The organism is Candidatus Methanoperedens nitratireducens (assembly GCF_900196725.1).
GTDB classification, from domain to species: Archaea; Halobacteriota; Methanosarcinia; order Methanosarcinales; family Methanoperedenaceae; genus Methanoperedens; species Methanoperedens nitroreducens_A.
Window position 1 is genome coordinate 20,276 of sequence record NZ_FZMP01000014.1, and the last position, 12,076, is coordinate 32,351.

At 42.8% G+C, this 12,076-nt stretch carries 13 protein-coding genes; 5 read left to right on the top strand and 8 right to left on the bottom strand.

Going from position 1 to position 12,076, the window contains the following annotated elements; translation table 11 throughout:
- Positions 1-160: 160 nt before the first annotated feature.
- The 5 genes from MNV_RS01675 to MNV_RS01695 all read right to left on the bottom strand — a co-directional run bounded on the left by MNV_RS01675 (position 161) and on the right by MNV_RS01695 (position 5,666).
- Positions 161-2,350: an elongation factor EF-2 gene (locus MNV_RS01675; protein ID WP_096203651.1), complete on the bottom strand. Its 2,190-nt coding sequence runs from the start codon at positions 2,348-2,350 to the stop codon at positions 161-163.
- A gap of 162 nt (positions 2,351-2,512) precedes the next feature.
- Positions 2,513-3,442: a glycosyltransferase gene (locus MNV_RS01680; protein WP_096203652.1), complete on the bottom strand. Its 930-nt coding sequence runs from the start codon at positions 3,440-3,442 to the stop codon at positions 2,513-2,515.
- A gap of 181 nt (positions 3,443-3,623) precedes the next feature.
- On the bottom strand, positions 3,624-4,592 hold the full coding sequence (locus tag MNV_RS01685; protein ID WP_096203653.1) for a zinc metalloprotease HtpX: 969 nt from the start codon (positions 4,590-4,592) through the stop codon (positions 3,624-3,626).
- Between the two features lie 37 nt (positions 4,593-4,629).
- Positions 4,630-5,310: a M48 family metalloprotease gene (locus MNV_RS01690; RefSeq protein WP_256999901.1), complete on the bottom strand. Its 681-nt coding sequence runs from the start codon at positions 5,308-5,310 to the stop codon at positions 4,630-4,632.
- On the bottom strand, positions 5,307-5,666 hold the full coding sequence (locus MNV_RS01695; RefSeq protein WP_179293738.1) for a MarR family winged helix-turn-helix transcriptional regulator: 360 nt from the start codon (positions 5,664-5,666) through the stop codon (positions 5,307-5,309). Before MNV_RS01695 ends, MNV_RS01690 begins: the two co-directional genes overlap by 4 nt.
- A 63-nt stretch (positions 5,667-5,729) precedes the next feature.
- Here MNV_RS01695 and MNV_RS20040 point away from each other — a divergent pair, with 63 nt between their 5' ends.
- A complete protein-coding gene (locus MNV_RS20040) occupies positions 5,730-6,056 on the top strand; it encodes an amino acid permease (protein WP_218837854.1) in 327 nt (108 codons plus the stop codon).
- Positions 6,057-6,099: 43 nt separating this feature from the next.
- The gene (locus MNV_RS20045) at positions 6,100-6,318 is read left to right on the top strand and encodes an amino acid permease C-terminal domain-containing protein (protein WP_218837855.1); all 219 of its coding nucleotides are present in this window, start codon (positions 6,100-6,102) and stop codon (positions 6,316-6,318) included.
- A 97-nt stretch (positions 6,319-6,415) separates the two neighbouring features.
- On the opposite strand, the gene MNV_RS01705 is transcribed toward MNV_RS20045, so the two are convergent.
- A complete protein-coding gene (locus MNV_RS01705; RefSeq protein WP_096203655.1) occupies positions 6,416-7,747 on the bottom strand; it encodes an FAD-dependent oxidoreductase in 1,332 nt (443 codons plus the stop codon).
- Between the two features lie 210 nt (positions 7,748-7,957).
- On the bottom strand, positions 7,958-8,221 hold the full coding sequence (locus MNV_RS01710) for a hypothetical protein (protein WP_143311571.1): 264 nt from the start codon (positions 8,219-8,221) through the stop codon (positions 7,958-7,960).
- Positions 8,222-8,396: 175 nt separating this feature from the next.
- On the opposite strand from MNV_RS01710, the gene MNV_RS01715 reads away from it, so the two are divergent.
- Positions 8,397-9,473 (top strand): PAS domain S-box protein, encoded by a 1,077-nt coding sequence (locus MNV_RS01715; RefSeq protein ID WP_179293739.1) that lies wholly within the window; start codon positions 8,397-8,399, stop codon positions 9,471-9,473.
- Positions 9,474-9,626: 153 nt separating this feature from the next.
- Here MNV_RS01715 and MNV_RS01720 read toward each other — a convergent pair whose 3' ends face one another.
- Positions 9,627-10,463 (bottom strand): alpha/beta fold hydrolase, encoded by an 837-nt coding sequence (locus tag MNV_RS01720; RefSeq protein ID WP_096203658.1) that lies wholly within the window; start codon positions 10,461-10,463, stop codon positions 9,627-9,629.
- A 168-nt stretch (positions 10,464-10,631) separates the two neighbouring features.
- Here MNV_RS01720 and MNV_RS01725 point away from each other — a divergent pair, with 168 nt between their 5' ends.
- Together MNV_RS01725 and MNV_RS01730 are read left to right on the top strand one after the other, a co-directional pair.
- Positions 10,632-10,865: a hypothetical protein gene (locus MNV_RS01725; RefSeq protein ID WP_096203659.1), complete on the top strand. Its 234-nt coding sequence runs from the start codon at positions 10,632-10,634 to the stop codon at positions 10,863-10,865.
- Between the two features lie 54 nt (positions 10,866-10,919).
- The gene (locus MNV_RS01730; protein ID WP_218837856.1) at positions 10,920-11,972 is read left to right on the top strand and encodes a DNA methyltransferase; all 1,053 of its coding nucleotides are present in this window, start codon (positions 10,920-10,922) and stop codon (positions 11,970-11,972) included.
- Positions 11,973-12,076: the final 104 nt, after the last annotated feature.

The following is a 12,076-nucleotide window of genomic DNA, read 5'->3' on the forward strand; positions in this document are numbered from 1 at the left end:
TTCACCTTTAATTATTTTGTGATAATGTTTTTTGACCCTATAGTCCTTTTTGTTTTTAAACCTTGCGTTATGTGGGATATGCTCGCCATAGTGCATAGCCCACATGTGCCACGTATGGGCATACATGGATTCTGCACGACGGCGTGCATAAAACCGTCAATCAGGGGCTTATAAAGTCGCTGGGTTTTGGCAACTCAAGCTTAAGTCCTTTCCTCTGACGTATACCCATAACGATTTCATTGAGCATGTTCGCAGGTATGGGTTCAAATCCCACGAATTCCGTGCTCCACATCGCCCTGCCTTCGGTTGCTGAGCGTATATCGCCTGAGAACCCGAACAACTGCGCGACCGGCGCTTTGGATTCAATGATGGTCGTATCGCCTTCTGATTTCATGTCAAGTATGGTACCGCGCCTTCCCTGCATTTCGCGCATCGCGCCTCCCATCTGTTCCTGGGGAACGTGGATGAACACTTTCTGGAAAGGCTCAAGAAGCGTCGCGCCTCCCATGAGCATTGCTGCCTGGACAGCCTGCCTTGATGCGGGTATTACCTGTGCAGGTCCCCTGTGGATGGAGTCTTCGTGCAGTTTGGCATCCATCAGTTTTACTTTTACTCCCATTACAGGTTCCCTTGAGAGCGGTCCGGCTTTCATGACCTCTTCAAAGCCCTCAAGCACGAGTTCCATTGTTTCATTCAGGTACTGGATACCTTTCGTCATATCAAAGAAGGCATTGGTCTCGTAGATATAGGTAATTCCCTTTGCTTCGTCCTTGCTCATGCCCGCCTTCATCAGTATGTCCCTGCGCTCCACTTCCTGCATTTTCATTGAGACTTCGTTGTTCTTTATAAGTTCTACCACTTTCTGCTCTAGCGGTTCGACTTCGATATAGAACCTGTTATGGTGGTTGGGTGATTTACCTTCCACAGGTCCTGCGTGGGTTGCAACGGTCTCCCTGTAAACCACGAGCGGCTTTGAGGTGGTGATCTCGACGTGTTTATCGCGCTGGATCCTGTGAGCTACAACTTCAAGATGAAGCTCGCCCATTCCTGCCAGTAGATGCTCTCCTGTTTCCTGGTTGATATTCACTTTAAGCGTGGGGTCTTCCTTTGCTACCTGCCTCAGGACTTCAATGAGCTTTGGAAGGTCTTTCATATGTTTGGCTTCCACAGCTACCGTCATAACAGGTTCGCTGACATGCCTGATGCTCTCAAACGGAGTCATACCCTTTTCGGTAGAGGCTGTCGAGCCGACTATTGCATCGCTTAAACCGGTCACAGCAACGATATTACCAGCCGGGATTCTCTCGACCTCGATACGCTCAGGACCCATGAAAATCCCAACAGATTGTATCCTGTTCGAATTCGGCATCCCTGAAATGAAAATCTCTTTTCCGCGTTCAAGCGTGCCTGAGAAAAGCCTTCCGCTTGCCACTTCGCCGGCATGCGGGTCTGTGGTAATATCTGTGATCATTAGAGCTACTTTGCCGTTTCTATCCACGTTTATCATGGATTTGCCTATTTCACTCTCCTTATCCCCGTGCCAGATGACCTTTATTCGCTCTTGCTGAGCCTGGACCGGGCTTGGCAGGAACCGTATGATCATATCGTTCATGACAAGATGAAGCGGGCATTTCTGTGCAAGCTCCTGCTGCTTTTCTGCCTGGCAGTATTCGATTATTTCCTTAAAACTGATGCCCGTCTTTTTCATGTAAGGGACGCTGATAGCCCAGTTATTCAGTGCCGAACCGAAAGCCACTTTCCCTACTACGGGATCAAGCCTCAGACTCTCGTACTGGTCAGGCTTCAAGCCTTTTATGATCTTATTGACCTTATCGATCACCAGACCCAGGCGCATCTGCATGTCCTGCGGCGTAAGTTTTAACTCATTTATAAGCCGGTCAACCTTATTTATGAAAAGTATGGGTACTACATTTTCACGAAGTGCCTGGCGCAGCACGGTCTCGGTCTGCGGCATCGGCCCTTCCACAGCATCGACCAGTACGACAGCACCATCTACCGCTCTCATGGCGCGTGTAACGTCTCCGCCAAAGTCAACGTGACCGGGCGTATCGATGAGGTTGATAAGGTACTCCTTGCCCTCATACTGGTGCACCATTGAGACTGTCGCAGCATCGATGGTGATGCCTCGTTTCTGTTCTTCTTCATCAAAGTCCATGAATAACTGCTCGCCTGCAAGCTCCTGTGAGATCATACCTGCACCGGCGAGTAGATTATCAGAGAATGTTGTTTTACCGTGGTCGATATGTGCAACTGTACCGATGTTCCGGATGAACTCGGGTTTGTCCATCAGCGTTGTCACATGCTCAACCATTTTCTTTCGTCTGCCCATTATAGATTACCTCTTTTATTGGAAGTTCAGCCTCTTTATTATCCAATCCTATATAAACACTTTGAAAACAGAGAAAACGGGACGGGGGGTGGGAAATCAGGGTTATTTTCATGAATATACAGGTAGAATTAACACCGATATCGCATGATTTATGTGAGAATGCTAATCAAATTCAAAATCGAATTTACTGCAAATTTTGTCTCCTTTATAACCATAAGTTTTTCTGCGAACCATTCCTTCTATCAGGCCCAGCAATGTAGATATTAAAACAACGACTTCAAATATCTCTCTTAAAAAAATTCCTCTTCTATTTTTATTATTTATTATTTTAGATATATTATCTAAGAGCGTTACTTTTTTTACAATTTCTAGTGAAATTTTTATTATCAGCTTCCTTGCATTAAAATAATGTTCATATTTCGTACTCAGATTATAGAGCTGTCTTCCCTCTAAACGCTTCCTTTTGATTAATCTGTCCAGAGAGCAGTAATTTCTATGATATATTATGGCTTCTGAGGTATATTTTAGCTTATAGCCTTTTCCTCTTACCCTTACCCCAAAATCGATATCTTCAAGCCCGATCAACTGTGTATCAAAGCCGCCTACGGATTTTATAATATGCGATCTATATGCTGCATTTCCGGTCGCTAAAGAGACGCTCCCTTCCTGGTCAAAAAAACCCCCATATCTCTCCACATGATTTTTCGGCTTATATGCAAGGATTGTGCCGCCAACGCCTCCAACCCTCTCATCTTTAAATGCGTTTAGCATGTTTTTAATCCAATTCTTGTCTGCTACACAATCATCATCAGTAAAACAAATGATCTCTCCTTTGGTAGTATTATTCAGTCCTGTGTTCAATGCCGCTGCTTTGCCCTGATTTCTCTGAGTGTGCCATATAAATGTACACGGCGCCTTTTTTTCATAAGTTCTCAGAACTTTCTCTGTACCATCGTTTGAGCCATCGTTGATTACTATAATTTCATACTTTTCTTTTGGATAATCCTGGTTAAATAAAGATCCCAAGCACTCCTCAAGCCAGCTTCTCCTGTTATGCGTAGCCAGTAAGATGCTTACAAATGGATAATTCATGCCCACACCCCTTTACTATTTCGTTAGTTAACGAAATAGACCAAAACGAAGAACCTAAATGATAATTGTCGTCCAAAAACAAAAGCTTTTGGTAATGGTAATAAGGGAATGGTTCTATTGGAATGATTAGCTGAAAAAAGAAGGATGGAGATAGAGCCCCGGCAAGGCCCAGACTCCTCTTTTAATACGCCGATGCTCCCTGGAGCGAGGATAACCTCTGGATGCGCTTGAGCATATTGGGATGTGTGCTAAGCATTTCCATTATCTTGTCAGTTGTGCTTACTTTCACAGGTCTTGTCTGCAGCGCCATCAGCTCGTTGGCGTCGATAGTGCCGCTCCCGTCAAGGTCAAGCTGGGACAGTTCCCTTATCTCGTAGGCTGCGCGTGAGGGGTCGTTGGCAAAGAACGCCTTCATGCCCTCTATCGGCTTCAGCGAATCCTTGTTGACCCTGGCGCTGCCGTAAACGAGCTTGTATAAGGCGGAAGCAAGGTGATGCGGACCGTTGCCGAGCTTGACGGCTCCTTCGTCAGCGTAGTATTCTCTGATCCTTGATACATACAGTACGAGGAGGTTCGTTATCAGATATACCGCAAAAGCTGCTATCCCGATAAGTACAGCATTTCCGCGTTCCCTGCCGCCTGAGAACAGAGAGCTCCATGCGATGTACCAGGCAATCATCGGGATAACGCTTATCATTGTTATCACAGCCACGTCCTTATGCTTCAGGTGCGAGACCTCATGTGCGAGCACTGCTCTTAACTCTCTTTCGTTAAGCAGGTTCATTATTCCTTCAGTGACGCACACGCGTCCGTCTTTAGCCCACCTGCCGAACGCGAACGCATTGGGTATGGGCATCCTGGCGATGCCTACTTTAGGCTTCGGAATCCCTGCATCTCTTGCGAGATCAGTGACCATTCTGTGCAGCGCCGGGTATTCCTGCTCGCTCACGTAGCGTATGCTCATCGACCATTCGACCATCTTTGGTCCAATCATGTACTGGATGAACAGCATCACTGAAGCGAGGATACCGTAAAAATAAAAACCACCCAAATTACCCAGTCCCGCAAGGTTCGCTGCAAATACCACAAGTCCGTAGATTATGGCGAACATTACGGTCATTATCAGATACAATCTCAGTTTAAGCCACATATTCTTATCACCTTTTTATATTCTTAAAATAAAGAACTTAAATAAATACTTTATCTATCTTATTACGCGCGGAAGAGAGAGCCTTGCTGCCTGCTATATCAGCTGCAAAACTATCAGCCATGTATTCAAGCTCGGACCTCTTATGCGAAGAAAAGGTCATGAAAGCAAGCTGTCTCAGGTACGGCATCCTCGAATTATTGCGGATATGCCAGGCTTCGTGCGCCAGTACGGCCTTGAGCTCCTCGTTATCCAGCATCTCAAGAAGCCCGACCGATACAAAGATGGACCTGCCTGCTGCAAAAGCCCGGGGCGCTGCGGAATCATAGTAATAAACCGTGGCGCATGTCAACTGGCTTACGAATTTCTGCGTCCAATCTATCAGGTTACCTACCGGTTTTGCATCAAGGCGCTTTATCATTATGCTGTCATAATGCCGGAGCACCCCGAAAATCAGGACGCTGGATATTGCCACATAAGCAAAGTATAGATAAATCGTCAGCATCCCATCGCATTTCATCAGGTAAAATGTAGCAATGATAGCCAGGAATACCGCTACCTGGGCTGATACAAATATCAGGAGCTTGTGTTTTGGGTTTTTGACAATAAAACTCGCCGCAAGCAGGGCAATCGAAATAACAAGGAACAGCGCCACAAAAGGGGCGAAGTCGGATAACCTCAGGCATAGACCAAAGCAGTTTATTTCACCGAGTATATTCATTTTTTATCACTGTATTTTGAGAAGTTCTCAAGCGCAAGGGGACCGAACGTGTCCACAAGGCTGTCCAGGATTTTCGTAGTGATTTCGCCGGCAATCTCTTCCTCGGAGAACACCGGGGCATATATATAACGCACCCTGCCTCCCACATTATCCACCCTTCTGGATGCGTACCCGGCTTTTACAAGCCGGTCAAGAGTGCCGGCTATGCTCGTCAATGGGATATCTGTCTTTTCGGTCAGCTCCGATGTCATCATCTCTCCTTCGTTCCATAAGGTTTTGAGGATTTTAGCTTCGATTGGGCTGAAAAACTTGGTGAGCCCGTCGTTAGCAATATTGATCTGATCCAGCTTGACCATGAGTTTACGATTGGCGTAAAGAGTATTAAAGTTTGTGGAAAGGTAAAAGTACATTTCAAGCTTGTGTTAACAGGGCTGGTAAAGTACGACCAGCTTCTTGTACCCGACCCTATCGCTGTTGCTGTTAATGCCGCAGGTCCGGGTCTTTTCTGGCTGAGACCGTTCATAAAGATCGGAGCGATAGTAGGTTTAAGCTCTGTCGTTCTTGTATTGCTTCCCAGCCAGCCGAGGATTTTTTACACAATGGCAAAAGACGGTCTGCTGCCCGGGATATTCTCATCGGTGCATCCAAAGTTTAAAACACCGTACATAGCCACGATTTTGACTGGCATAGCTGCAGTGGTCGTTGCAGGGCTCTTACCCATAGAGATTCTGGGCGCGCTCGTCTAGATCGGAACGTTACTGGTTTTTGTGATTGTATGTTTAAGTGTTCTTGTTTGCGCAAACGCAGCCGGATCTGCCCAGGCCCTTCAAAACTCCTTTTGTGCCCTGGGTCCCGGTTTTAGGCGCGATGTTCTCATTTGCGCAGATGATAGCACTTCCGGTCGATACATGGCTGCGGCTTCTTATCTGGATGGGTATCGGGCTTGTGATTTACTTTTCATACAGCAGACGGCATAGTAAGGTACGAAGTATGGAAATTGTGTCCTGATATGCTTGCCACCCGCAGGCACTGTCACTTAGACAGCACAGGAGAGTTGTTCTGCCACACATGGTTAGTTCAGATAAGACATGCTCATGTCTCTTTTTCATAATGATTTTAACAGCTCAAGCACTGAGTATCCTGCGCGGGTTATGCCCATGCTTCGCATATCGGTATCTGTTCCCACGACATACAGGCCGTTGACCGGGGTTTTAATCGAAGGGAAATAATTAAGAGAAACTGCGGCTTTCTCAGGGACCATTACCTGCGTATGTACCATTTCGATGTTCTTCTCTACTGCAGGTACCAGAGAATATATTGTGTTGAGAAGTTTTTCCTCCGAATCACGGCATTTTTTCGGGTCTATTATCGTGCTCACTCCTACAAGACCTTTATTTCGCGGCGCAAGCTCGGGCACAGGCATGAGCCAGTAGAATAGTTCTTTATCAGAATCACGGACGTCGCAAAAGACTTCCGAGCCGTTATAATTGAACTCGGTCATTGGTTCCTTAAGCCCGAGCCAGATTGTCATTGCTGTTGCCTGCTCAAGTTGTTTTACCTGCCGGCTCCATTCCACAGGCATCTCGATAATACCGGGCAGCTTTTTTACCTCCCCGGAATAGACAACTTTATCAGAAAGGTAATCGGCTTTCGGGGTTGAGACGCTAAAACCGCTCCCGTCCTTTTCGATTTTCCGAACTTCTTCTGCCGTATGATACCCCACGTTTTTCGGGAACGATGCGATCACGCCGTCTGTTATCGACTGTATACCGCCCAGAGGATAGCCCTGGGAGCGGTATCCGGGATTATTGAAAAGCTTCGCCGTTTCAGTGATCCGCCTGATTACCCCTCTTTTACCACCTGAGCTGAATCCGCACCCTTCCAGAAGCCGGGATACCGACGTCTTTTCCATTGAGAGCCCGCTCAACAGATAAGAAAGCGCGTTCATGAACTGCATTGTTTTTTTGCTGAGCCTGTGCTTCGAGATAACATCGTATACAGCTTTTTGTTTTTCCCTGAAAATAGCGCGAGATATAACCGTATTGAGAAGATCTCCTGCAAGAACCACCTTATCTTTTGCAGGAAAGGCATTCATTTTTAAGAAACCCGGGAGTGTTGAAGGAATTTTCTCCAATCCGTTTTTTTTGCGAAGATAGTAATCATAATGCCGCCTGAATGCGGGAAATTTTCCAGGGTCAAAATAGCGCTTCAATTGATTCAGCGGGCCATGGATCAGTTCTGTTATTGCATGGATGCCGGTATCAACACGCCAGCCAGGAAAGCCCTCAGGTTCGTATGTCCTGCAGTTCCCTCCAAGAGCATCTGTTTTTTCAAGAAGGAGAATGCTGTTCCCTTTCTTTCCGAGAGCCAGAGCAGATAAAAGGCCGGAAATCCCTCCTCCTACAACAATAGCATCATAGGCGTTATGGTCAGCCATAGGTCAGCACCTCATAGAACAAATTCGCTAAACATCGAATTTGTTGATCAACAGAACATATCAGATCCGATTTCCCTTTACATATTTCGGATTTTTTATATCTGAATTTTGTACAAGTTTTGAAACATTACTCTTGATCCGAATTCAGAATGTTCTCTCATTTATATTCTATGTCTACAACATATATTTAAAACATACGAAGTTGTCGATTTATTGTTTTAGCTCTGCGCGCCTGTTCTTAGGGCATATCCTCGCTCTGATCTCATTAATGAGCCTTCGCTTTGGGTCATCCCATACCTCTTCTGCCCATATGCCGTCATTAAAGAACTTAAGAAATTGAAATTCGTTCTTACCACCGCTGACCCTGGCGTAACATGGTCTCAGGCTATGGAGGCATTTCTGCACCTCCAATACCCTATCCATGTCTAATATTTTCTGGAAATCCTTGGCTTTTCCACTAATTTTTCCGAACAAAAAATCGAAGTAACCACAATCTTTTTTAATTCTATCGAACAATACAATATTTCCTATTGGGAAAGTTACATTTTCATGCAAAGTTAAAATGATTAGGAAAGCCGTATCGTCCAAAACGATAGGAATATTGTGAGAAAGGAATATGCATATATATCCAATTCAAAAAAATGATTTTTTGTTTGAAGATACAAATAAAAAATTATATTGCGAGAAATATCTCAAAATTATTGTTAATTCATCCCTGGATGGAATAGCTGTCCTTGATGAACATGGCAAATTTGAGTTTACAAATGATTCTTTTTTTAGAATAACAGGTTGGCCGAAAGAAGAAATAATTGGTCAGTTTTTTTTAAAAATGATCCCTGAAGATGTAAGAGAGTTTGTAATGGAGCATTGGAAAGGGATTCAAACTGATCATGGAGGATACCATGAAATCAAAATCATAACAAAATCCGGTATAATAAAGTATCTGAATGTATCAAGTTCTCTGGCAGATATTAATGGCCAGAATAAAGTTATAGCTATTGTTCATGATATCTCCGAAAATAAGAGATATGAGATGAATCTAAAAGAATCTGAAGCAAGATATAGGGATCTTTTTGAAAACGCCCAGGATGCTATGTATGTATTGGATAGTGAAAGTAATTTTTTAAGAATGAACAAAGTTGGAATTCAAACATTAGGATGTACAACAGAGGAAGTGATTGGTAGCAATATTTCCAAATGGGTCACACCTGATAGCCTGAGAATTATTAATGAACGCCGAAAAAAACGTCTAGCCGGAGAAAATGTCAACCAGGCAGATATCATTGAGATAGTGTGCAAGAATAATGAACACAGGTGGGTTGAAATAAGAACCAGAGTTATCAGATCAGATAATGGAACAATAGAAATTCATGGCATAGCCAGAGATATTACTGAAAATCGATTGTTGAAAAAAGAACTCAGTAAATCTAATAAACAACGGAAACTTTTATGTTATCTGATTCAGGGTACGCGCGGAGGAAAAACCCGTGCATTGATCTTGAAACATCTTTCTGACAGGCCTTATAATGCTAATCAATTAGCAATAGCTTTGAATGTAGATTATAAAACTATCAGACATCACCTAAATGTTTTATTAAAAAATGGAGTAATCACAAAAAATAATGATGCATACAATATTTCAAGGAATATAGAATCGGATTTGAATGAGGTTAATGTTCATGTCCACATACATCCCGCAGTAGCATCCAATGAAACTCCTGAATAATTCCATACTTCCAGTGGGCTTCGAGAGAGAAGCATCGGAGAGGATGCTCATGGTTTTTGCATTTCTGTCGGTTTGCCTGTGATTTCGGTTTTCATATGCAGGCACAGGGTGCAATTTAAAGGGATAACAACGGCTGCAACATAGTAAATTGAATCATTTTTGTAACTTTGATACTTGGAAATTTTTGTTAAGGAAATTTAGAATACGCTCGTTAACCATCTCAGGCTGGTCCATGGACGGTATATGACCCGCATCAGGAATCATTTCGGCTAGTATATTTGGCATCAGTCGAGTGGCGCGATCTATGGCTTTCTGAGCGGAAAAGATGCCTTCTTTTTCTCCTATTAGCAAAAGAGCAGGGGTTTTGATTTGCTGCAATTCATCATCCGTGAATTCGGTCGGGAATACCAATTTAAACTTGCAGGCTGCAGCTAAAACCAATTGCTCAAAATAGGTCTCATTAGGCCGCTTTACAAACAACGGCCGTATGCTGTTGATTATAAAGGGTCGAATCGGAAAGAGCATCGACGGAACTAGGCGTAAAATATACATTTTATTGAATGGGGCAAATGCCGCTGGCGGACTGAGCAGTACAATCTTCTTCACTCGCTCCCGGGCATACAGAGCCAGGCTCATTACCACCCATCCGCCGTATGATGCTCCCACCACATCAGCCTGTGTAACATTAAGCTCATTGAATACATCGGTTAACCAGAGAGCGTAATCAGACTTATTTTGAGGTGGGTAGCTGATTACGCTTTTGCCTGCATCCCCTATTATATCCAGCGCATAGACTTGATATTCACGGCTCAGGTAAGCAATGTTGGGGAACCACATAGTAGCGCTTGCACTCGTAGCATGTAAAAGCACCAATGGTGGTGCACCTTTTGGACCACTTGCAATGATATGGGTTTTGCCAAACTGTGTGGGTATATCAAAAGACTCATAGGATACAGGCCAGAGGGAAAGAACGGCATCATAGGCAGCCATATATTTGGCTTGGCTTTCAGGTGTTTTAAAGATCGATAAATTTTTAGGCGTAAATTTACCCCTCTTCTCTTATAATCTATAATGTATCTAAAGTCTATAATCTTTGGCTCCAGTGCGCCTGTTTAAGATTCGAAAAGGTTTTCCTGAATCCCTATCTCCCATCCGAGCATGAGTTCCCTTGATTATGGCAGTCACTACCCTGCATTAGAAATGCAGGGCATCAACGGGAGGATGCTCGAAGATTTCTCCTCAGTCAATGGATTGGGTTATGTGTTCCTTTTCAGGCGCAAGGCAAGTATAGATATCACAAAGCTAAGGATTGAGTTTGAGAAGAGATCACTGTTGGAGAGCGAAAAGACGAAACCGTCAAGGCTTACAGATTTTATGTATATATGCGAATAATTTATATGACATCGTAACAATGATATGTCACAGAATAAAGCAAGTAATATCATTTTGAAGAAGGAGGCAACATTGGAATTATTGACAATAAAACAAGCAAGTGAATGGGCATCTGAATATTCAAAGAAAAAAGTTACACCTTCTAATATTTCTTACCTTATTCAATATGGGCGAATTAGAAAAAATGGCTCGAATGGCAGCACTTTAATCGATAAACAAGAATTAATTAAATATTATGATTCTTATTTGGGTAAAAGAGAACTTGAATGGAAGGGGTTATTGGGAGAGGATTTAAATTGGGCTTTGTCTTTTGACCATCTCAAAGAAGCAGATACCACAAAGCATGTACACAGGTTACACCCTTATAAAGGTAAATTCATACCACAATTAGTAGAGTATTTTTTGGATGACCATACTGACGATTATAAGAAAGAAATATATTTTAATAAAGGTGATATTGTACTTGATCCTTTTTGCGGAAGCGGAACAACTATAGTTCAGGCTAATGAATTGGGGATGCATGCGATTGGGATTGATGTTTCAGCGTTCAATTCATTGATCTGTAATGCAAAAATAGGAAAATATGATTTTGTAGATTTAGATTATGAAATAAAAAAAATTACAAAAGCATTAAAACAATTTATTACAGATTCAAACACTGTCAAGTTTGAAAATAAGCTTACTCAAGAACTTACAAAGTTCAATAATAAATATTTTCCATCACCGGAATACAAATATAAAGTAGCACTCAGGGAAATAGAAGAAAACAAATATGGAATTGAAAAAGAAAACGAATTTTTGCCAATATTTACAAATTTGGTTAAGGAATATGATATTCAATTAACACAAGACAAATATAATAGTTTTCTGGATAGATGGTATTTACATCATGTTAGAACTGAAATTGATTTCACATGCAGCCTTATCAAACAGATAAAAAATCCATCTACTAAAAAAGTGTTGAGTATTATTTTGAGTAGAACAGTTCGTTCATGTCGCGCCACAACACATGCAGACCTTGCTACTTTAAAACATCCTGTAACTTCAACATATTATTGTTCCAAGCACGGAAAAATGTGTAAGCCTCTATTTTCGATTTTGAGCTGATGGGAACGTTACAGTAAAGACACAATAAATCGATTATGCCAGTTCATTAAAGTGCGGACAGATACGTATCAGGTTTGTTTAGGATCTGTGCGTAAATAACTTAC

Coding starts and splice junctions, on each gene's coding strand:
- MNV_RS01675 (WP_096203651.1), bottom strand. CDS start 2,350: ATGGGCAGACGAAAGAAAATGGTTGAGCATGTGACAACGCTGATGGAC.
- MNV_RS01680 (WP_096203652.1), bottom strand. CDS start 3,442: ATGAATTATCCATTTGTAAGCATCTTACTGGCTACGCATAACAGGAGA.
- MNV_RS01685 (WP_096203653.1), bottom strand. CDS start 4,592: ATGTGGCTTAAACTGAGATTGTATCTGATAATGACCGTAATGTTCGCC.
- MNV_RS01690 (WP_256999901.1), bottom strand. CDS start 5,310: ATGAATATACTCGGTGAAATAAACTGCTTTGGTCTATGCCTGAGGTTA.
- MNV_RS01695 (WP_179293738.1), bottom strand. CDS start 5,666: ATGGTCAAGCTGGATCAGATCAATATTGCTAACGACGGGCTCACCAAG.
- MNV_RS01705 (WP_096203655.1), bottom strand. CDS start 7,747: ATGGCTGACCATAACGCCTATGATGCTATTGTTGTAGGAGGAGGGATT.
- MNV_RS01720 (WP_096203658.1), bottom strand. CDS start 10,463: ATGGCTGCCTATGATGCCGTTCTTTCCCTCTGGCCTGTATCCTATGAG.
- MNV_RS01725 (WP_096203659.1), top strand. CDS start 10,632: ATGAGTTCCCTTGATTATGGCAGTCACTACCCTGCATTAGAAATGCAG.